18 protein-coding genes are annotated in these 19,446 nt (G+C 70.6%); 12 read left to right on the forward strand and 6 right to left on the reverse strand.

The window, feature by feature from the left end; genetic code table 11:
- Positions 1-279 precede the first annotated feature (279 nt).
- Entirely contained in the window at positions 280-2,262 is a 1,983-nt protein-coding gene (locus tag BX266_RS16695; protein WP_099900700.1) for an AAA family ATPase, read from the forward strand.
- A gap of 90 nt (positions 2,263-2,352) precedes the next feature.
- Here BX266_RS16695 and BX266_RS16700 read toward each other — a convergent pair whose 3' ends face one another.
- The 3 genes from BX266_RS16700 to BX266_RS16710 form a co-directional block, all read right to left on the reverse strand.
- A complete protein-coding gene (locus tag BX266_RS16700) occupies positions 2,353-3,579 on the reverse strand; it encodes a site-specific integrase (RefSeq protein ID WP_099900702.1) in 1,227 nt (408 codons plus the stop codon).
- Positions 3,580-3,590: 11 nt separating this feature from the next.
- Positions 3,591-3,896: a helix-turn-helix domain-containing protein gene (locus tag BX266_RS16705; RefSeq protein ID WP_099900704.1), complete on the reverse strand. Its 306-nt coding sequence runs from the start codon at positions 3,894-3,896 to the stop codon at positions 3,591-3,593.
- 291 nt (positions 3,897-4,187) lie between these two features.
- Complete coding sequence (locus tag BX266_RS16710) at positions 4,188-4,697, reverse strand: helix-turn-helix domain-containing protein (RefSeq protein ID WP_180290509.1); 510 nt, start codon at positions 4,695-4,697, stop codon at positions 4,188-4,190.
- Between the two features lie 407 nt (positions 4,698-5,104).
- Here BX266_RS16710 and BX266_RS16715 point away from each other — a divergent pair, with 407 nt between their 5' ends.
- The 6 genes from BX266_RS16715 to BX266_RS16740 all read left to right on the forward strand — a co-directional run bounded on the left by BX266_RS16715 (position 5,105) and on the right by BX266_RS16740 (position 11,665).
- The gene (locus tag BX266_RS16715) at positions 5,105-6,415 is read left to right on the forward strand and encodes a DUF3631 domain-containing protein (RefSeq protein WP_099900708.1); all 1,311 of its coding nucleotides are present in this window, start codon (positions 5,105-5,107) and stop codon (positions 6,413-6,415) included.
- 412 nt (positions 6,416-6,827) lie between these two features.
- Positions 6,828-7,610 carry a DUF2637 domain-containing protein gene (locus BX266_RS39975; RefSeq protein ID WP_259464725.1) on the forward strand — a complete coding sequence of 261 codons (783 nt, stop codon included), beginning with the start codon at positions 6,828-6,830 and terminating at the stop codon, positions 7,608-7,610.
- Between the two features lie 240 nt (positions 7,611-7,850).
- On the forward strand, positions 7,851-8,690 hold the full coding sequence (locus tag BX266_RS16725; RefSeq protein WP_259464726.1) for a MobC family plasmid mobilization relaxosome protein: 840 nt from the start codon (positions 7,851-7,853) through the stop codon (positions 8,688-8,690).
- Entirely contained in the window at positions 8,687-10,429 is a 1,743-nt protein-coding gene (locus BX266_RS16730; protein WP_099900712.1) for a relaxase/mobilization nuclease domain-containing protein, read from the forward strand. The genes BX266_RS16725 and BX266_RS16730 overlap by 4 nt, the downstream gene beginning before the upstream one ends.
- A 47-nt stretch (positions 10,430-10,476) precedes the next feature.
- Positions 10,477-11,229: a ParB/RepB/Spo0J family partition protein gene (locus BX266_RS40865; protein WP_099900714.1), complete on the forward strand. Its 753-nt coding sequence runs from the start codon at positions 10,477-10,479 to the stop codon at positions 11,227-11,229.
- Positions 11,230-11,359: 130 nt separating this feature from the next.
- On the forward strand, positions 11,360-11,665 hold the full coding sequence (locus tag BX266_RS16740; protein WP_099907950.1) for a hypothetical protein: 306 nt from the start codon (positions 11,360-11,362) through the stop codon (positions 11,663-11,665).
- A 69-nt stretch (positions 11,666-11,734) separates the two neighbouring features.
- On the opposite strand, the gene BX266_RS16745 is transcribed toward BX266_RS16740, so the two are convergent.
- The 3 genes from BX266_RS16745 to BX266_RS16755 form a co-directional block, all read right to left on the reverse strand.
- Positions 11,735-12,913, reverse strand: a complete 1,179-nt coding sequence (locus BX266_RS16745) for an ImmA/IrrE family metallo-endopeptidase (RefSeq protein WP_099900716.1) — start codon at positions 12,911-12,913, stop codon at positions 11,735-11,737.
- A complete protein-coding gene (locus BX266_RS16750; protein WP_099900718.1) occupies positions 12,900-13,712 on the reverse strand; it encodes a hypothetical protein in 813 nt (270 codons plus the stop codon). Before BX266_RS16750 ends, BX266_RS16745 begins: the two co-directional genes overlap by 14 nt.
- Before the next feature lie 232 nt (positions 13,713-13,944).
- On the reverse strand, positions 13,945-15,291 hold the full coding sequence (locus tag BX266_RS16755) for a transcriptional regulator (protein WP_099900720.1): 1,347 nt from the start codon (positions 15,289-15,291) through the stop codon (positions 13,945-13,947).
- Between the two features lie 499 nt (positions 15,292-15,790).
- Here BX266_RS16755 and BX266_RS16760 point away from each other — a divergent pair, with 499 nt between their 5' ends.
- The 5 genes from BX266_RS16760 to BX266_RS16780 are packed head-to-tail and all read left to right on the forward strand — an operon-like array spanning position 15,791 to position 19,346.
- Complete coding sequence (locus BX266_RS16760; protein ID WP_099900722.1) at positions 15,791-16,624, forward strand: aspartyl/asparaginyl beta-hydroxylase domain-containing protein; 834 nt, start codon at positions 15,791-15,793, stop codon at positions 16,622-16,624.
- 40 nt (positions 16,625-16,664) lie between these two features.
- A complete protein-coding gene (locus tag BX266_RS16765; RefSeq protein WP_099900724.1) occupies positions 16,665-17,537 on the forward strand; it encodes a hypothetical protein in 873 nt (290 codons plus the stop codon).
- Positions 17,534-18,133, forward strand: coding sequence for an LOG family protein (locus BX266_RS16770; RefSeq protein WP_259464727.1), 600 nt, complete (start codon positions 17,534-17,536; stop codon positions 18,131-18,133). Before BX266_RS16765 ends, BX266_RS16770 begins: the two co-directional genes overlap by 4 nt.
- On the forward strand, positions 18,130-18,681 hold the full coding sequence (locus BX266_RS16775; protein ID WP_099900726.1) for an orotate phosphoribosyltransferase: 552 nt from the start codon (positions 18,130-18,132) through the stop codon (positions 18,679-18,681). Before BX266_RS16770 ends, BX266_RS16775 begins: the two co-directional genes overlap by 4 nt.
- Complete coding sequence (locus BX266_RS16780; RefSeq protein ID WP_099900727.1) at positions 18,678-19,346, forward strand: HAD family hydrolase; 669 nt, start codon at positions 18,678-18,680, stop codon at positions 19,344-19,346. The genes BX266_RS16775 and BX266_RS16780 overlap by 4 nt, the downstream gene beginning before the upstream one ends.
- Positions 19,347-19,446 lie beyond the last annotated feature (100 nt).

Consider the following 19,446-nt stretch of genomic DNA (forward strand, 5'->3'; position numbering starts at 1 on the left):
TAACGAAGGCCCCGACCGCTCAGCGGTCGGGGCCTTCGTCGTGTCGTGGTCTCAGTTTTGGTCTCAGTTCGAGCTTTGGGCCGCGCAGAAGGCGCTCGGCACTGCTCGAAGAACGGCAGCCAGGCTTGCGACTGGGGGACGGCAGCAGCCTCAACTGTGGCCACAAGGCAAGGCTAAAGCGTTCTCCGGTTGTCAGCGCGTCCGGCCATACTGACGGATCAGGCTGTAGGCCGCCTGCTGAACGACACCAGGGCAACGTCGCCCAGGGAGGGAGCGCCCATGTTGGTGCTGTCCGTACAGATCGACAAGTTCCGAAACTTCACGAACGAGCAGACCATGACCGTCGACCCCGGCGTCACCTGCCTGATCGGGAAGAACGAGTCGGGGAAGACCACCATCCTCCAAGCCCTCCACCGGCTGAACCCCGCGAACAACCGGGACACATTCGACCTCACGAAGGACTACCCGCGCCGACACCTGGCCAGGGACCGTCGGACGCACAACCTTCCCGACCTCGCACCCGTGACGGCGACGTTCGCCTTGGAAGAACGCGACCTGGACGCTCTCGAAGACCAGTGGGACGTGCGCCCCCCGTCCGACGCTCGCGTCGAGGCTGCTCGGACCTACGACGACAACCTCAAGGTCAGGATCATCTGCGACCTGCGCCAGGTCCTGGACTTGGTCTTCGACGAAGCGGGTATCGATGACCCCGACGACCGCAGCTATCTGGCCAGCGGCCACGAAAGCGCTGCGGAGGTCGTGGCTGCCGCGCACGCGCGCTCGAAGGAGCTCAAGGCGGACAAGAAGACCGCCCGCGCCAAGGTCATTGACAAGGTGCCGACCGAGCTCAAGAAGTACCAGTTGCTCCTCGACGGCAACCTGAATGACGACCAGCACCAGGCGCTCGCGGACCTCCTCCCGAAGTTCTTCTACTTCTCCACCTACGAGCTCCTACCCGGCGAATGCGACCTCCACAACCTCGCCGCCCGCGTCCAGAACCGCCGTCTGCTGCGCGGCGATGGAACCATGCTCTCTCTGCTGCGTCTGGCTGGCGAAAAGCCCGGGGACCTTCTGGACGAGGACTACGACAGTCGTAAGGCCGAGTTGCAGGCCGCGAGCATGGACCTCAGCCAGCAGGTCTTCGAGTACTGGAAGCAGAACGACGCCCTCACGGTTGTCTTCGACACCGACCTCGTGGCAATGTCCCCGAACACCGAGACCGGGCAGCCGGAGCCGCACCACCGCATCCTCAAGATCGAGCTGCGTGACGAGCGACACGGAGTGGAGACCAACTTCTCCACCCGATCCACGGGCTTCCAGTGGTTCTTCTCGTTCCTCGCTGCGTTCAGCGCCTACCGCGACCGCGGGGAACGTGTGATGGTCCTGCTCGACGAGCCCGGCACCAGCTTGCACGGCGAGGCCCAGGGCGACTTCCTCCGTTACATCTATGGTGAGCTGGGCACCACGCAGCAGGTCCTGTACACCACCCATTCCCAGCACATGATCGACCCGACGCGGTACGAGACGATGCGCGCCATCCACGACCAGGCAACCCGGCAAGATCCGAGTCTGGGGGTAGTCGTCACGCCCGTGAGCCTGTCTGCGGACCCCAAGACAATCCTGCCCGTCGAGGCTGCTCTTGGGTACTCCGTCGCCCAACACCTCTTCCTGGGAGCCGGGCCGCTCCTGGCAGTCGAGGGCAGCAGTGACTTCGTCTTCCTGATGCGCGTATCGGACTACTTGATCAGCAGGGGCCGTACCGGTCTCGATCCGCGTCTAGCCATCATCCCGGTGGGCGGCGTGGGCAACATGCCGGCCTTCATCGCGGTCATGGGCCGGAGGCTGACGGTCCGCGCCATCATCGACGGCGCGGAGGCGACCAAGGTCACCTCCAAGGTATTCAGTGCGGCTGAGGCTGCGAACGTCGAGCCGTCCAGCATCATCGTCATCGGGCAGCTCAGCGGCCTGCCCGATACCGCTGACATCGAAGATCTCTTCACCGCCAAGGACTACCTCTGGCTCTACAACAAGGCCACAGGCAGCTCTCTCACTGAGACCGACCTGATCAAGGCAGAGAAGCCCACCCCGATCTTGATGCGCCTCAAGATCGCACGCGAGAAGCAGAATAAGCCTGGCGCCTTCGACCACGTTGGACCCGCCCACGAGCTCACTCGCAATCGCGACGAGTTCTTCAAGCAGGCCGACGACCAGACCCTCGACCGCTTCGAAGAAGTGTTCAAGAAGCTGAAGGTCGCCTCCTGACCTTCCTCCCCTACCCCTACGGCCCTGTTCGTCAGAACAGGGCCGTAGGGAACCCCTCCGCTCACTCGCTTGCGAGCTGTCCTTGGACCGTCACTCTGCAATTTCCACGGCAGAGTCGCTCCAGAGCAAGCCACCGATCTTGGCGCCGACGTCGTGCAGCATCGGGTCGGTGACGTGCTGGTAGCGCTTGGCCATCGAGGCCGAGGACCAGCCCATGATCGCCATCACGATCCGCTCGGGGACGCCGAGCAGGAGGAGGACGGTCGAGGCGGTGTGGCGGGCGTCGTGGAGGCGGCCGTCGCGGATGTCGGCCTCGCGCAGCAGGCGCTTCCAGTGGTGGTAGTCGGTGCTGGGGTTGAGGGGCTGGCCGGTCTCGTCGGTGAAGACGTAGCCCTTCTCCACCCAGAGGTCGCGGGCGAGGGCGCGCTCGCGGTCCTGCTCCTCCTGGTGGTGGCGGAGGACGACGGCGAGCGGTTCGGGCAGCGGGACCGGGCGGCGGCCGGCGCGGGACTTGGTGTCCTTAGTCTCGCGGCGGACGGCCACCTTCTGCGGGCAGAAGCCGGGCTTGCGCCCGCAGCGGTCGCCGCAGCCGTGCGCGTACTTGGGCCGGAGGCGGCCGCGCCGGACCCAGGCGATGCCGCGGTCGAAGTCGACGTCCTTCCACTGGAGTCCGAGCACCTCGCCCTGGCGCAGGCCGAGGGCGAGGGCGAAGATCCAGCGAGCGGAGTTCCGGCGCTGGCGGGCGGTGTCGAGGATCGCCTGGACCTCTTCGACCTCGTAAGGCTCGATCTCCTCCTCTTCGAGCTTCGGGGCCTTGGCGACGGTGGCGACGTTGCGGGTCAGGTGGCCGCGCCGGACGGCTTCGGCCAGCGCGACGCGGACGGTGCGGTGGGCCTGGTGGGCGGTACCGGCGGCGCTGCCGTTGGCCTGCATCCGCTTGTAGAAGCGCTCCAGGTGCTCGGGTTCGAGCTTCTCCAGGCGGTGGGCGCCGACGCCCGGGACGAGGTGGACGCGGACGGCGACCTCGTAGCCGTCATAGGTGTTCTCGCTGACGGTGCCGGAGACGATCTCCTTGATCCAGTGGGTCAGCCACTTGCCGACGGTCCACTTCTGGCCGGCCTTGGGCACGGTGCCGTCGTCGCGGAGCTTCTCCAGCTTCCGGACCTTAGTGGTGACCTCGGCGCGGGTCTTGGCGCTGACGTGGCGACGGTCGGGCGTGCCGTCGTCCTTGACGCCGACGGTGACGCGGCCGTGCCAGCGGCCGTCGTTGCCCTCGTAGATCGAGGAGTCGCCGTTGGGCTTGCGGGTGTTCGCCATCGGTTCCCCTCTCAGGCCGCGAGGGTGACGGGCGAAGCGGCGGCCCGGGTGCGGGCGGCCATGTACTCCTTGAGCGCCTCGGCGGGCACGCGGCGGAGACGGCCGATGGTGACGGACGGGACCTCGCCGGAGGCGACGAGGGCGTACATCGTCGTCCGGCCGACGCCGAGTCGGCGAGCGGCTTCCTCGACCGTGAGCGCGACGAGGGTGGGGTCGGGCGCTTCCGTGGCGCAGGACAGGACGAGGCCGACGAGCTGCTGCTCGGTGAGGTCGAGCGCGCCGGCGAGGCGCGCCAGGGACAGGGGCGTTTCGGGCATGGAGGTTCCTCCCAACGGCGCGGGGCAACGCGCCGTCGTGGCGACTGGTGGGATGGGCGGTGGTCGGGGTTGGGCTTCGCGGCGTCCTCCGGTGTTCGTAGCGCCGGAGGACGGGCGGTGAGGAGGGACGGGGTCGGTGGGCGGGACCGGCACACTACGGCGGTCCCGGCCGGGAACCTAAAACGATCTTGGCCAGGCGGACTGGCCTGGCCTTTTTAGGTTTCCGGCCGCCTCCGGGCGACGATGGGTCCGCGAGGCCGGCGCGTCACGACGGGGTGCTGGCTGCGAGGGCTACTGGTCGGCGCCGGGAGGCTTGCGGAGCGGATCCCAGGGCGATTTGGGAGCCGGGTACCACTCGGTCTCGGCTCTGGCGGAGCCGACGTCGACACCTTGGGCCGTGAGGCGCTCGGCGATCTCGTCGTACTCGCGCTCGGCCTCTTCCAGCCGAGCCTTGGCAGCCTGCTCCAGGTCGCGGGCGGTTCTCCACTCCTGCTCGGCGGCCTGGACGCGGAAGCCGGCCTCCTGGAGTTCGTAGTCCGGCTCGTCGGGCCCGGCGACGGCCTCGGTCATGAAGTTGCCCACCGGGACGTTGAGCGCCTTGGCCAGGCCGATCACCTCGTCGAAGCGGAGCGGGCGGGTGCCGTTCTCGATCTTGGCGATCTGGGTCTGGTGGAATTTGAAGCCGAGCCGGGTCATGCGCTCGGCCACGTCCTCCTGGGAGAGGCGGGCGGCCTTGCGCAGAACCTTCAGGTTGTGGGCCACCAGGGCCTCGCCCTCCAGGGGCGTGAAGCGATGCACCATGAGGTTGACCATACCAACCTCCCTTCGCTTGAGATCGACAACGCGAGCGGACCATCAGAAGGTAACAGCATCATCTATCCAACCTCCAAGGGACTGAAGGCAGTCTGCACGAAACCTTCACATTCGAGGCCAGCCAGCATAGATGCCCCTAGAGGTTGGGAAAAATATGCTGCAATAGCTTGACCGGGGGCATCCTGACATGCCTATGCTGTCGATGTCAGCATGAAGAACCCAACCGAAGGGAGGTTGAACGGGCCGAGGCGGCCCGAGCGCCCCTGCAGAAAACGCGAAGCCCCCGGCGCTACGAACACCGGGGGCTGATCGGAAACCTCGCCACCGCCCATCCCAGGACAGTCGACCTACGGCGGATCGGGTTGCCCCCCGAAGCCGCCGAGTGAGGAATCGCCATGACCGAGGGTACTGCCTCCCACCTCCCTCCCACAGCCCCTTCCGTGCCCGGCTGGCCGCCGGTCGCCAGGCCCGGCGAGCCCGGGGCCCGCTACGACACCTCTCTCGCCACCCCGTCCACAGGCTGTGGACGGGACTCCGCCGGGGTGGAGACCCCCACGGCCGCCGCCGGGGACTGGGTCGACGCGATGCCGGACGCCGAGGCCGGCGAGGGCTCCGAGGTGCTCGGGCAACTGAAGGACCTGATCGCCAGGTTCGTGATCCTGCCGTCCGAGCAGGCCCTGGACGCCGTGACGCTGTGGGTGGCGGCGACCCACCTGCAGGGCTCGTGGCAGCACGCCCCGCGCCTGGCGGTGGTCGGCCCGGCGAAGCGGTGCGGCAAGTCGCGGCTGCTGGACGTGCTGACCGAGACCGTCCACCAGCCGGTGCTGACGGTGAACTCGACCCCGGCGGCGGTGTTCCGCTCGATCACCGAGGAGCCGCCGACCCTGCTGGTCGACGAGGCGGACACGATCTTCGGCAGCCCGAAGATGGCGGAGAAGAACGAGGAGATGCGCGGCCTGCTGAACGCCGGTCACCAGCGCGACCGCTACGTGCTGCGGGTGGTCGGCAACGACCACACCCCGCGCAAGTTCCACACCTTCGCCATGGCGGCCATCGCCGGGATCGGCGACCTGCCCGACACGATCATGGACCGCTCGATCGTGGTCCGGATGCGCCGCCGCGCCGAGGGCGAGTCCGTCGCGCCGTACCGCACCAAGCGCGACAGCCCTTCCTTCCACGCCGTCCGCGACCGGCTCGCCCGCTGGAGCGCGCCGCTCGCCGACCGGGCCCTGAACTGGGAGCCGCGCATGCCGGTGGAGGACCGGGCGGCCGACACCTGGGAGCCCCTGGTGATCGTCGCCGACCTCGCCGGAGGCCCCTGGCCCCGCCTGGCCCGCCAGGCGTGCCGGCGGATGGTCGACGCCGAGGTGCAGACCGAGGAGGACAACCCCGGCGGCGCGCGGATCCTCGCCGACATCCGCCGCGTCTTCCACGCCGCCGGGGAGCCGGAGAGCATCGCCACCGACCAGCTGCTGTTCACCCTCAACGGCGACCCCGAAGCCCCTTGGGCCGAGACCGGCCGGGGCGGACTGACCCCGCGCGGCCTCGGCGCGATGCTCCGCGAGTTCGGCATCTCCTCCGGCAACGTCCGCATGCCCGACGGAACCCAGCGCAAGGGCTACCTGCGCAACAAGTTCCTCGACGCCTGGCGCCGCTACTGCCCCACCGTCCACCCCACCACCACCGTGGCGGGCAGCAGAGGGTGACCGGCCCCGTGTTGCCGTCCCTGCCGTCCCAGCCGTAACAGCACAGGTCACCGCACCTACCGCCGAGACGGAGCACCACGCCAAGACGGCACCGGCATCCGTACCAAGACGGCAGACGCCCCTGCCCGCCGCCGCCCCAGCCACGGGGTGCGAGCGGCGGGCCTGGCCGGGACGGCAACCACATCTGTCTTGTGCCGTCCCAGCCGTCCCTGCCGTAAAACCACAGGTCACACGCCATACGCCCGGGACGGACAAGCGTCCCGAGACGGATGACGCGACCGTCCCGAAACTGAACACCCCTCACGAAGCCGCACCCGCCAGCGGCCTCGGGGAGGGGCACCGAGACGGCAAGACGGCAAAGACGGCACTTCCGCACACCACCCCCACCCCACCTGCGAGGACCACCTTCCGCATGCCCGTCACCCGCCCACGCCGCACGTTCCGCCCGGACGCCGTCCTCGTCCAGGCCGCCATCGCGGGCGCCCTGTCCTTCGCCCACCTCCACGACATCGCCGACGCCGCCGGACAGCACGGCTGGAAAGCCTGGGCCTACCCCGTCTCGGTCGACCTGCTGCTCGTCGCCGCCTGGAACCGGATGCGGACCCTGCGCACCACCGACCGCCCGGCCGGCACCGCCTGGACCTGGTTCGCCATCGCCCTGACCGCCTCCCTCGGCGCGAACGTCGCCACCGCCGGACTCCTCGACCTCGACCGCGTCCCTGCCTGGCTGCGGATCCTGGTCGCCGGATGGCCCGCCCTCGCCTTCCTCGGCGGCACCCTCCTCACCCACGGCACCACCACGGCTGGGGCCACCGCGAAGCCGGTACCTGACCTCGACGAGCTGCCGCTGTCCCAGGGAGCCGAGCCAACCGTGGTGCCCCTGGTCGTCGAACCCACTCCGACGACCCCGCCGGAGCGGCACGACCCGCCCCGCGACGAGCCGGCGGCCGACCCCGAGGACATCCGGCCGGACGGGCGAGAACCGGTGGTCGGGACCAAGCGCACCGGCCGCAAGCCCGCCGCCTCGATGGACGAGCTGGTCGAGATCGTCCGCCCGGCCGTCGAGAAGCTCGGCATCACCCAGGCCCGGGTCAAGAAGATCCTGCGCGAGGAGGACATCCCGATCTCCAACGAGCGCCTCGCACAGCTGACCCAGCGTCTCAAGGACGAGCTGGCCGACTCGCAGGCGGCCTGACATCCCCGCCGCCCGACCGCCGGACGGTGCCGGGCGGGCGCCCCTCTTCCTCCCCTCCCCGGCCGGTGCGTACCGGTGCCCCGCATGTCGCCGGTGCGGGGCACCGGAAGTCCCGCCCCCGCCTTCCGCACCGGATGACCCGGCACTGCCGAACCGGATCCCCAGCCCGACAACCATCCGCATCCCGCACGCACCGCTGCCCGTCGCACGCGTGTCCCGACAGAAAATCCGGAGGCCCCCGTGCCCAACCCGAACGACCGCCGCATCACCGCCCGCGCCCTGCCCGAGGAGGGTTCCACGGGCGGTAGGCTGATCGGCCGTCTGCTTCTCGCGTTCGGCAACTCGGCTCCTGGCGGAGCCAGTTGTACCCAGTCTCCGACACTTCGCGCGGGACTGGGTGCCTCCGCCCCGGGGGTGGCGGAGGAGGCCCGGCGCGAGGGCGCGCCAGGCTGGGAGGTCCAGGCCGAGGGCGGCCCGGACCCGGACAAGCTCAACGCGCTGCAGCTCGACGTCCTCACCCCCGCCGATCAGCGCACCGCGCCGACGCTCGCCGCCGACGCGAGCGTGCGCGCGACACGAGACGCGTTCCTGCACGCGAACACCGCCGCCCTCGACGTCCCGAAACTGAACGCCCCCGAAGGCGCTCAACCGATGCCCACCCGCAAGTCCCGGAAGCGCACCGTAAGTCGTCGCGAGAGGCGGGTCGGGCCGGTCAGCTTCGCCGAAGGCGAGTACGCCGAGCTCCTCGACGCCGCCCACCGCCACGGCTACGGCGGCACGATCTCCGGATACCTCGGGGACATCGCACTCGCGTTCATCCGGGGGGACTTCACCGTCGACCTACCCCTGCACACCGACCGCCTCGCGCTGCAGGAGTTCCGGGCCGAACTCCTGCGGGAGGTCAACGCCATCGGCAACAACGTCAACCAGATGGTCCACGTGCTCCACCGCGACGACCGCCTCGAACCGGACAGCCGCGAGCGCCTGATCCGCTTGGAGCACCTGCTCCTCGACATCGCTGAAGCCCTGCTCATCCCCACCGCCCACCACACCGTTCCCGAAGGAGGCACAGCAGCGTGATTCCCTCCATCAAGGCCCCCGGCAACAACACCCGCGGCCTGCTCGCCTACCTCTACGGGCCCGGCCGCCAGGACGAGCACACCGACCCGCACATCGTCGGCTCCTTCAGCCCGCTCGGCCTGCGCGATCCCGGCCGGGACCCGGGTGCCACCCTCACCCAGCTCGCCCGGATCCTCGACGAGCCGGTGAACCTGCGCAACAGCGGCTTCGGCAAGAAGGCCACCGGCCACGTCTGGCACTGCCCCGTCCGCGCCGCCCCCGGCGACCGCCACCTCTCCGACGCCGAGTGGGGCGAGATCGCCCGCCGCACCGTCCACGCCGCCGGCATCGCCCCCGACGGCGACCCGCACGGCTGCCGCTGGATCGCCGTACGCCACGCCGACGACCACATCCACATCCTCGCCACCACCGTCCGCGAGGATGGCCGCCGCCCCAAGCTCCACGGCAGCGCCAAGCGCGCCCAGGCCGAGGCCCGGAAGATCGAGCAGGAACTCGGTCTCCACCAGGTCCAGCCCGGCGACCGCACCGGCGAGCGCCGCCCCACCCAGGCCGAGATGCACAAGGCCGACCGGCTCGGCTGGCAGCAGACCAGCCGCGAGTGGCTCCAGGACCGCATCCGCGACGCCGTCCCCCACGCCGCCAGCGTGGAGGAACTCTTCGCCTACCTAGAGGCCGACGGCGTCGAGGTCAAGATCCGCCGCCTGCCGTCCGGCGACCTCCAGGGCTACGCGGTCGGCCGCCCCGGCGACACCAACGCCGAGGGCGAGCAGATCTACGTCCCGGGCGGGAAGATCGCGCCGGACCTGTCCCTGCCCAAGCTCCGCGCCCGCCTCGCCGCATCCGCACCGGAGGAGCACCCCACCGCCCGCCGCAACCGGTCCAGCAGCAGCTGGCAGCGCACCACCGATGTCCTCGACCGCGTCCACCAGCACCTCGCCGAGGACAGCACCGCCGGTGGCGAAGGGGACGGTGCGCTCGGGCAGGCGCAGATCACCGCGCTGGGCGACATCATCAACGCCACCGCCCAGACCGCCCCGCAGGAGCTGCGGGCCGAACTGCGAGCCGCCACCCGGGCGTTCGCCCGCGCCCAACGCTCCCAGGTCCGCGCCGACCACCAGGGCGCCGCCGACCTGCGCCAAGCCGCCCGCGACATCCTCCGCGCAGGCGACGGGCCCGACGGCAACGCCCTCACCGTCATGATCGCGGCACTGGTCTGGGCGGCAGTCCTCTCCGGACGCTGGCACCAAGCCCGTGGCCACGCCCAGCAGGCCCACGCTGCCCGGCAGACCGTCCAGCACCTCCAGGCCGCCTACGACCAGGCCGCCGCCGACCAGCTGGCCGCGCTCGCCCACCGCCGACCCGGACCGGAGATCACCAGCACCCTCGCCGGAGACGTCCGCTCCGCCGTCCCCGCCCACGCCACCCGCATCCTCACCGAACCGAACTGGCCCGCCCTGGCTACGGTCCTCGCCGACGCCCAGGCCCTCGGCCACCAGCCCCGACAGCTCCTCCAGGAGGCCGCCGCCCGCCGGGAACTCACCACCGCCCGCCTGCCCGCCAAGGTCCTCCTCGGCCGCATCCAGCACACCAGCCGCAACCCCGCACCCAACCCCGCCGCCGAAGCCGCCCGCCGCCGCTCCCCCGCCGCCACCGCCCTCGGCCTGCGGGCCACCCCGCCCACCGACCCGACAGCCCCGCCCACCGCACCGGCCGGCACCCCGCCGCGCCGAACCCGCTGAGCCCACCCCGCAAGGAGCCACCCCTGAAGATCCACCCGCTCGCCGACATGTTCCCGATGCTCGCCGAGGACGAGCTGCACGACCTCGCCGAGGACATCAAGGCCCACGGACTGCTCGAACCGATCGTCCGCGACCCCGACGGCGTCCTCCTCGACGGCCGCAACCGCCTCGCCGCCTGCGAACGCGCCGACGTCGAAGCCCGCTTCACCACCTACGACGGCACCGACCAGGCCGAGTACATCTGGCTGTCCAACGTCCGCCGCCGACACATCAACGCAGGCCAGCGCGCCATGATCCAGGCGATGGTCCTTTCACGCTCGGGACACTCCCTGCGCACCCACGCCAAGCTCCACGACGTCAGCCGCTCCCGCCTCTCCCTCGCCAACACCGTCCTCCAGAGCGCGCCGGACCTCGCCGAACAGGTCCGCGACGGCAAGCTCTCCCTCGACGCCGCCGCTGGCATCGTGCGCGAGCGCAAGGCCCAGGCTGCCGCCGTCCAGGCCGCGTTCGACCACCTCCGCACCCACGCACCCGACCTGGCCGCCCGGGTCACCGAAGGCGAACTGGCCCTCGACGCCGCCACCCGCGAACTCGGCCAGCGGCAGGCAGCCGTCCGCCGCGACCAGGAACACCTGACCGCCATCGCCGAACGGTGGAACGTCCTCCGGGAACTCGCCCGCGAGCCCGACAGCCTCCACACCCTCCAGGTCCTCGACGGCCTCACCACCGACCACCGCGCGCTCGTCACCCGTCTCATCGCGGGCGAAGCCGAGCTCTGCGCGGCGGAGCAGGCTGCCTGACCCACCCGAGGCCGACCCAACTCACCTTCTGTGATGTCGGTTCGATGTCGTCTGCGGCGGCCGGGAACACCACCGGTCGCCGTGACGTCATGTGGTGTCGCTGAACCCGTCACTGGCCGAAGGGCACCACTTGACCAACCCCAGCCCCGACCACCGCCCCGCCGTCCGCGCCGTCCCCCACCCCGGCGAACTCGACGCCCGCGGCATCCCCATCACCTGCGCCCACTGCCACGCCCGCCGCGACTGGCTCCTGCTCAACGTCCTCCACCAGGTCTTCGTCCGCTGCCGCTGCGCACACGAGTGGGAGGAACCCGACCTCACCCTCGCCTACTTCGACCTGCACTTCACCGAACCCGAACACGAGTGGGAGAACTACGACGACGCCATGACGGCACTGGGCTTCGACGGCCTACTCGCCGGCGCCACGTGGAATTAGTGCCCACAGGAACGAACAGGGGGACCGACCTCGGCCGGTCCCCCTGTGGTGCAGAGTCGCCCTTCCACATCAGACCTGACTACTGATCAGGCGGAGCACTGGTCGTTCGTTCCGCACACCCAGCAGTTCGCAGACCCGTTCGGGTTTCCAGGCCAGTTCACGCGCCAGTTTCTCGACGGTGAGCCCGTCCTCCTCCGCCGCGAGTTCGAATGCCTGACGCAACAAGGCGGGCTGCTCGCCCGAGAAGCTACCGACGGACTCCGGTGCGAACCCCGGCTGCCCCTCAAGGGCGCGCAATCGCTGATAGGCACGGCTGGTCGTCGCGTCAGAAACCAGCCCGAGCTCACGGCAGCGGTAGATCAACGAATGGATGGAGACGCCCCAGGTACGCCTCAACTCGGCCAGTCGAGCAAGGTCCATACGGCGGGGGAGGAGCGGCAGGATGCTGGCCTGGGGTGTGAGGAACTCGGCTGCGAAGGCATCGGCCTCCTTCTCCTGCCGGCTGTCCCCGGTGGCATCCCCGTGGAGCACCAGGTGGCCCAGTTCGTGCGCGGCGGTGAAGCGGTGTCGGTAGACGTCATCAGCGCGGTTGGGGGTCAGGACGGCGAGGGGTCTCGCCGTCCTGGAGGAGAAGGCGTCCACGGTGGTGGCTGACGTGTCAGCCGCTGGCGGTGTGACAACAACGATGCCGTGAGACTCCATGCGCCTCACCAGGTGGGTTACTGGGCCGTCTCCCAAGCCCCAGCGGCGTCGCAGTTCGCGCGCTGCCGCCGCGGGCTCTGCCGGGAGCTCTTCGCCGGGATGGACTTCCCCACCGGCGAATCCAGGGAGGTCCACCACTGGCAGCTGCACTCGCAGTTCCAGGGCGTAGGTCAGTTCCCAGACCTGTTCGGCGAAGGCCAGCGCTCGTTCACGCTGGGCTTTCGGGGTGCTGCGCAGGCTTCGGAAGTGAGCCATCGAGGCGTCGAGTCGGCTACTCGGGCGCCCGGCCAAGAAGAACGAGAGCGGTACGTCCAGGATGCCCGCAAGGCCGGGGACGAGCTCCGGACGGGGCTTCGAGACGCCGGTCTCGTACTGGCCGACGGCGGCTGGTGTGACGCCGAGCCGCTCGGCGACATCCTTCTTGGTCATCTCGGCCAGTCGGCGGGCTTGGGTGAGCCGGGCTGGGTCGAAACCGTCGCAGACGGCACGCGGGGTGACCCCACGTTCTTCCAGCCCGGGGATGAGGTCTTGCCTAGTTCGTCGCATCGTTTTCGTTGGTCTGAGGCTCCGCTGGTTCCGCTTCGGTCAGTGGCGTCACGTTGAGCGTTCGATCGACGTTCGAGCGGGATGCCAGGGTAAGAGTAGGCGTCTCGCCCTGGTCGAAGCTGGTGTGCTCCAGAGTCGGGGGCCCGGACTGGGCGGGGATGGACGACAACCGCTTCCCGTGGAACGTGACGGACGCAGGAAGCGGCAGTTCCTCCGGCCCGGCGACCCAATCCAACATGTCATCGGCACCGTGGGCGGCGATGCCCCAGTGGGCCTCCAGCAGCTCCGAGGAGTTGCAGGCGAAGGGGACCAGGACCAGGCAGGTGTCGGGGGGCACGGTGGTGAGACCGCCCCGCAGCTCGACGGCCAGCTCCTCGGGCGTTGCGGCGAATTCGAAGTCGAAGGCCCCCTGGATGGATGTTGGAGCCGGGGCGAAGGTGAAGAGTGCCCGGACCATCTCGGAATGGCTGGGTACTCGCGCGGTCAGGACATCGGAACGGGTCTTCGAGTATAGGAACGGGTAGATCAGGCCGCGTCCAACCAGCATCAGCTCGAAGGGGAAGCGGTGCGGCTTCACAGGCTTGGCGCCGGGGAGCTCCCTGAGCTCCTCGTAGACCCGCTCGAACTGACCGGCCCAGCGCGCCGATCCGAACGGGTGGTTCGTTCGGACGTCCGCCTGCTCCTGAACGGCCTGAGCATTGGCCTGCATGTTCCGGAAGGCTTGGCCCAGGCCGGTGCGGACAGCGAGTGCCTGCTTGCCGAACAGTTCGGTCGTCCAAGGGGAGAGCGGCACGTCCATGCGTCAGAGCTCCTTGTGGTCAGCACTTTCCATTGAAGCGCATCACAGTCAAGGGGACTTTAGTTGATGTCGGAGAACTTGCACAAGCACTTCAGTGTCCGAGCGCTGCGGAGCCTGCTTGTTACCTGACAGCTACTCATGGGGCAACGCTGACAAGGGCGCAAAGAAGCAGGCGGGAGCGTGGGCAGCCGACCGGCTGCCCACGCTCCCGCATGCCTGTAGAACCTGCTTGTCAGGCAGCCATCGCGGGCAGCGCGCGCAGGCGCTCCCGGAACTCGGCGACGGCGGGCTCGGTGGCGTACGGCTTGAGGTAGCCGTCGAACTTGGTGAGGCGGCTGACGGCGCGCACCGAGTGGACCTGGGTTTCGAGGAGGCCCAGGCCGCGGTTGGCGGCGTCGAGGGCGCCGTCGAGGTCCTTGCCGGCGAGGCGGGCGGTGGCGAGGCGTCCGGCGCGGACGGCCTGGTCGCGGGGGACGGCGTGGTCGATGGAGGAGGCGAGGGCGCTGGTGGCGCGGTCGACCTGTCCGGCGCGGAGCATGATCTTGCCCTCGGTGGAGCTGAGTTGGGCGTCGCCGTACCAGGAGAGCCAGCTCGGGAGCCGGTCGCCGCCGTTCCGGGCCCAGAGGTCGTGGGCGCGGTTGAGGGCGCTGCCGGCCTTCTGGTGCCGGCCGTCGCGGGACAGGCTCTCGGCGTGGTGGAGTTCGAGGTAGCTGCGGACGCCGGGCTGCATCGTCGCGGGGGTGTTGGCGAGCGCCGTCTCGACCTGGGCGACGCGCTCGGCCGGGTTGCCGGCGTCGGAGAGGTGGACGCCCATCTCGGCGAGGAGGAAGGCGCCGAGGGCATCGTCGCCGATGGTCTTGGCGGCGCGGAGGGCGCCCAGGTAGTACTGCTGGCCGGCCGAGCGCAGGCCGCTGTCGTAGGCCATCCAGCCGGCGATGTAGTTGACCTGGGCGGCCAGCCCGAGCAGGCGGGCCTCGACGGCTTCGGTGTGGCGGCCCTGCTTGAGCAGGGCGGTGATGATGGCGAGGTCGCCGCGGGCCTGCTCGATGAGGCGGGCACCGCCCATCTGGGCGTCCAGGGTCTGGAGGGTGGCGACCCGGGCGTCGAGGGTGTCGACCATGGAGTCGGTCACCTGGTCGCCGCTCAGGGCGGAGGCGAAGGCGGGGGAAGCGGCTGCCCAGCTGGCAGCGACAGCGGCCATGGAGGCCCCAGTGATGGTGAGAAAGCCGCGCCGATCCATATGACCACTCCTGACCAGTTCCACCAGTACGTCCACGGTACCGGCCTTTGTCCAGGGCGCCGTGATGCCGGTCACCTCCCAGACGGGGAGCCACCTCGGCCACGGATTGGCAACCAGCGTAAGGGGGTTGACGCCGAGCAGGTCGGCCAGAACGTACTGCGCGTCCGGCTCGGGCTCTTGGCCCTGCTCCCACTTCCACACCAGCGTCCGGTTGGTCGCCAGGTGGATCTTCAGCTTGGCGCCGTGGTCGCACATCATGCGTGCGAACTGGATCTTTCCCCAGCCGCGTAACCGCATCAGGTGGGTGAGCGGATGGACCGCCAGAACGTCTGAGTGCATCTCAACCCCCAGCGACTCATGACCTGTTGGTGAGCGTACTGCTACCCGCTGTGGCCGGGGCCGCTTCGAGGAGAAACCCCTCAGAAACGTTCCGGGTTGCCCACCGGCGCGGCGACGCTGTACCGGCCCGCACGGCACCAGTACGAGGAAGGGGAGAGCTGTGAACGCAGTTGAGGGACCGTACGCGTCCCGAAGGCACCGGGGGGAGCGGCGCGACCCGGTGGGAACGGTACTCACCTTGCTGTGGGGGGTGGGCCACGTCGTGACGATCCTGCTGGTCGGGATCGCCGCCGACCACCAGCTGGGCACCGAGCACCCGGGTGCGGCGCCGCCCGTGCGCGTTCTTCCTGACCGCGGTCCGGCTGCCTGAGCGCGAGCCCGCACCACTGCTGCGGTCCGACCACGTGGACGGCGGGCGGCTCCGAGCGGCAGGCCCGCCTGGACTGCCCCGTCCACCTGCACACCGGCTCCACCGCGGGCCGGCAACGGGAGGGAACCGATGGAGAGCACACTGACCGCGCTGGCCGGGCAGATCGCCCAGCTGGCGTCCGTGGACGCCGCCCAGTTGGAGCGGATGCGCCACGAAGCCCTGACCGCCCAGGTCCCCTGGAAGGCGGAGTACGGCGCCTACCAGTCCGGGGGCTGGTGGACCACCTCGCTGATGAACGCCTCCGGTGACGCCGCCGACGTCAGGATCAGCGACTGCGCGGCCCGTCCGACCGAGCTGTTGCAGCGGATGCCCGCCACCGCCGGGTACCTCGCCGACCTCGGGCTGAACTACATGTGGGTGCGGCTCGCCCGGCTGGAGGGCAACGCCTTCCTCTGGGAGCACCGCGACTACGACGAGCTCGACCAGGTCGAACGGCACCGGCTGCACATCCCGCTGCACACCAACAGCTCCGCCTTCCTGGTGACCGGCGGCACCAAGGTGCACATGGCCGGAGGCCGGATCTGGCGGCTCACCCCGACCTACCCGCACGGGGTGTGCAACCTGCTCGGCCCGGACCGGATCCACCTGATCGCCGACGTCTACGCGGACGAGGCGTACCAGCGGCTGGCCCGGCGGCCCTCGCTCCACCCCGCGGTCGCCGAAGCGCTGCCCGCCGCCAGCCGGACGGTCCTGGCCGAACGCCTGGAGACCGCCCGCACCATGGCCCGGCTGGGCTACCCCGAGGCGGCCGAGCGGATGCTGCTGCGGCTCTTCTACACCTACACCCTGCCCGAGGGCACGGCCTACGACCTGATCGCCGAACTACACACCTCCCTAGGCGACTTGGAGGCCGCGGCTCGCTGGACGGCGGCCAAGACCCGCCTCCTCGCCCTGTCTGCCTGACCCGCTGCCGACGCCATCGAAGCTCCGGAAGGAGAAGCACATGCCCACCCTGCAACTGGCCGAGATCACCCAGGCCAACCGGCCCGCGCAACTGCCGCTGCTGTCCAAGCTCTCCGACATCCTGGCCGCCTCCCCGGCCGTCACCCACCTGATGGTGCGCGGCTCCCTGGCCCAGGGCACCGCCGACCGGCTCTCGGACGTCGACTTCGTGGTCGGAGTCCGAGACGGCCAACTCCCCTCCTTCGCCGAGACGCTGGACGTGCTGATGTCCGTCGAGGCGGGCGCCCTGCTGCCCGGCTGGCGGGACACGATCGTCGCCGACCTCGGCGGAGTCGGGACGGTCTTCCTCGTCCCGGACGAGGGCCGGCTCCACCAGATCGACCTGTACCTCGTGCCCGCCTCCCGCGTCCCGTGCCTGCGGGAGACGGTCAGCACGGCCGTCATCCTCGACCGCGAGCCCGAGCCGGCGCCCGCGCAGGACATCGCCGTGGCCGAGAGCTACGTGCACGCGTTCCTCGCCCGGCCGCGCACCTGCGGCGAGCTGCTGATCGAGCACCTGGTCCTGGCCGTGCTCCTGCACAAGCGGATCAAGCGCGGCCAGCGGTTCGTCGCGTACGCCGAGTGGCACCGGCTGCACACCGCGACGAAAGACCTGATCAAGGCCGCCCTCGCCCCGGCGTCCAGGTTCTGGGGCTGGTACCAGCTGCGCGAGGAGATCGCCGCGACCCCGATCGGCCGGGCCTGCCTCGGCGACCTGGACGCGGCGATCAGCGGCCCGGCGATCCCGCTGGCGGCCGACGTCGACGCGGCGGTCGAGCGCGTGCTGGGGCTGGTGGAGCGCGCCTGCCCGCAGGCCCTCGACGGGCTGCACGACGCCGTCGCCGCGTACCGGACCTACCAGGAGCTGGCGTGAACGCACTGCACCTCGCGAGCCCGGCCGCCGTCCGGGCCCGCAAGGGTCTGACCGCCGTGTTCTTCGGCGGTGTCGTTCCCGCCTCGGCCGAGGAGGAGCTCCTGGCCGAGGCGATCGGCCGGACGCTCGGCGGCGCCGGGTACCAGCTGCTGCACGGCGGCTACAACGGCCTGATGGAGGCCGCCGCCCGCGGGGCCGCCTCGCAGGGCACCGCTGTCACCGCGGTCACCCTGATCGGCAAGCACGACGAGTGGGGTGCGTTCAACCCGCACGCCACCATGTCCGTCCACCTGCCCGACCTCGGCGCCCGGCTCAACCACTACCTGGAGAGCGCCGACCTGGTCGTCGCGATGGGCGGCGGCGTCGGCACCCTGCACGAGCTGACCGCCGCGCTCTACTACGCCACCACCGTCCGCCCGGTGCCGGTCTGCCTCGCCGGAGCGGCGGCCCTGCGCCTGCTCGCCTTCCTGCGCGCCGAGAAGTGGCTCTTCGAGACGCCCACCCGGCCGCTCGGCTTCCTGCACACCGCCGAGACCGCCGAGGGCTTCCGGGCCCTGCTCGGCGCGCTCGACACCAGCCCGATCGGAGGAGCATGACCACCCGCCGCACCGAGGCCGGCCTCGCCGCCCGGCTCGCCGAGGCCGCCTGCGTGAGCGCCCCTTTCAAGCTCTCCGACGGCACCCACCTGAGCACCTACTTCGACGAGTTCCGCCTCGCCTCCGACCCGACGCTGCTGCGCGACACCGCCAGGGCGCTGGCGAATCTCGTACCCACCGACGCCCAGGCTCTGGCCGGCATCGAGCTGGGCGGCATCCCGCTGGTCGTCGCCCTGTCGGCCGCCACCGGCCTGCCCGCCGTCTTCGTGCGCCGCCTGCCGAAGCTCTACGGCTCGCACCGGCAGATCGAGGGCGCCGACATCACCGGCCTGCGCACCGTCCTGGTCGACGACGTCGTCCGCTCCGGCAGCCAACTCCTCACCATGGCAAGGACGCTGAGGATGGCCGGGTCACCGGTCACCGACGCGATGTGCGTGCTGGAGCGTTCGCTCGGCGGCCGGGCGGTGCTGGCCGAACACCGGATCACCCTCCGCTCGCTGCTCACGGAGGAGGAGTTGCCCGTGCGGCACTCCAGCGGTGCCGCGTGAGCCGCGCCGTCCTCTTCGACCTCGACGGCGTGCTGCTGGACAGCCAAGACACCCACCTCGCCACGCTGGCCGGATACGCGATGACGATGCTGGGGCGGCGGGTCACCACCGCCGACCTACCTGCCGGTGCGCACCTCGCCCCGCGCGATGGGGTGCTGGCGGCCCTCGGCCTCGACGGGCCGCTCCACGAGGAAGCCTGGGACGCGGCCACCGCCACCGCCGGCCTGCGCGCCGAGCCCTTCCCGTTCACCATCGGGACACTCACCGAGCTGCGCGCCTCCGGTGTGGCCACCGGGCTCGTCACCCTGCGCAGCCGCCGCCGGGCCGACTGGCTGCTCCCGCCCCACCTGCTCGCCTTGCTCGGCACGGTCGTCTGCTTCGAGGACGCCCCGCCCAAGCCCGCGCCCGACGGGCTGCTGCTCGCGCTCGACCGGCTCGGCGTCGACCCGCAGGAGGCCGTGTTCGTGGGCGACACGGTGCTCGACGTCCGTGCCACCCGGGCCGCGGGCGTCCGGGCCGTCGGTGTCGGCTGGGGCTACACCGAGCCCGAAGCCCTGGCCAGGGCGGGCGCCGAGGTGGTGATTCACCAGCCCGGCGGACTCGCCTCCGCACTGCTCCTCCTGACGGGCGACCGGCAGCCGAACGACTACGCCAAGCGATCTTGACGCCGGACCCGCTACTGTTGGTGGCGCAGTCGCAGCGGACCGTTGCGTCCGGTCGCGGCTGCGCCACCTCAGAGCGATGGTCTGGAGTCATGGTCTACAC

The organism is Streptomyces sp. TLI_171 (genome assembly GCF_003610255.1).
In the GTDB taxonomy this organism is placed as follows: Bacteria; Actinomycetota; Actinomycetes; order Streptomycetales; family Streptomycetaceae; genus Kitasatospora.

Coding starts and splice junctions, on each gene's coding strand:
- BX266_RS16750 (WP_099900718.1), bottom strand. CDS start 13,712: ATGGACGTGCCGCTCTCCCCTTGGACGACCGAACTGTTCGGCAAGCAG.
- BX266_RS16700 (WP_099900702.1), bottom strand. CDS start 3,579: ATGGCGAACACCCGCAAGCCCAACGGCGACTCCTCGATCTACGAGGGC.
- BX266_RS16760 (WP_099900722.1), top strand. CDS start 15,791: ATGGAGAGCACACTGACCGCGCTGGCCGGGCAGATCGCCCAGCTGGCG.
- BX266_RS16705 (WP_099900704.1), bottom strand. CDS start 3,896: ATGCCCGAAACGCCCCTGTCCCTGGCGCGCCTCGCCGGCGCGCTCGAC.
- BX266_RS39975 (WP_259464725.1), top strand. CDS start 6,828: ATGCCCGTCACCCGCCCACGCCGCACGTTCCGCCCGGACGCCGTCCTC.
- BX266_RS16715 (WP_099900708.1), top strand. CDS start 5,105: ATGACCGAGGGTACTGCCTCCCACCTCCCTCCCACAGCCCCTTCCGTG.
- BX266_RS16710 (WP_180290509.1), bottom strand. CDS start 4,697: ATGGTGCATCGCTTCACGCCCCTGGAGGGCGAGGCCCTGGTGGCCCAC.
- BX266_RS16775 (WP_099900726.1), top strand. CDS start 18,130: ATGACCACCCGCCGCACCGAGGCCGGCCTCGCCGCCCGGCTCGCCGAG.
- BX266_RS16695 (WP_099900700.1), top strand. CDS start 280: ATGTTGGTGCTGTCCGTACAGATCGACAAGTTCCGAAACTTCACGAAC.
- BX266_RS16765 (WP_099900724.1), top strand. CDS start 16,665: ATGCCCACCCTGCAACTGGCCGAGATCACCCAGGCCAACCGGCCCGCG.
- BX266_RS40865 (WP_099900714.1), top strand. CDS start 10,477: ATGTTCCCGATGCTCGCCGAGGACGAGCTGCACGACCTCGCCGAGGAC.
- BX266_RS16745 (WP_099900716.1), bottom strand. CDS start 12,913: ATGCGACGAACTAGGCAAGACCTCATCCCCGGGCTGGAAGAACGTGGG.
- BX266_RS16755 (WP_099900720.1), bottom strand. CDS start 15,291: ATGCACTCAGACGTTCTGGCGGTCCATCCGCTCACCCACCTGATGCGG.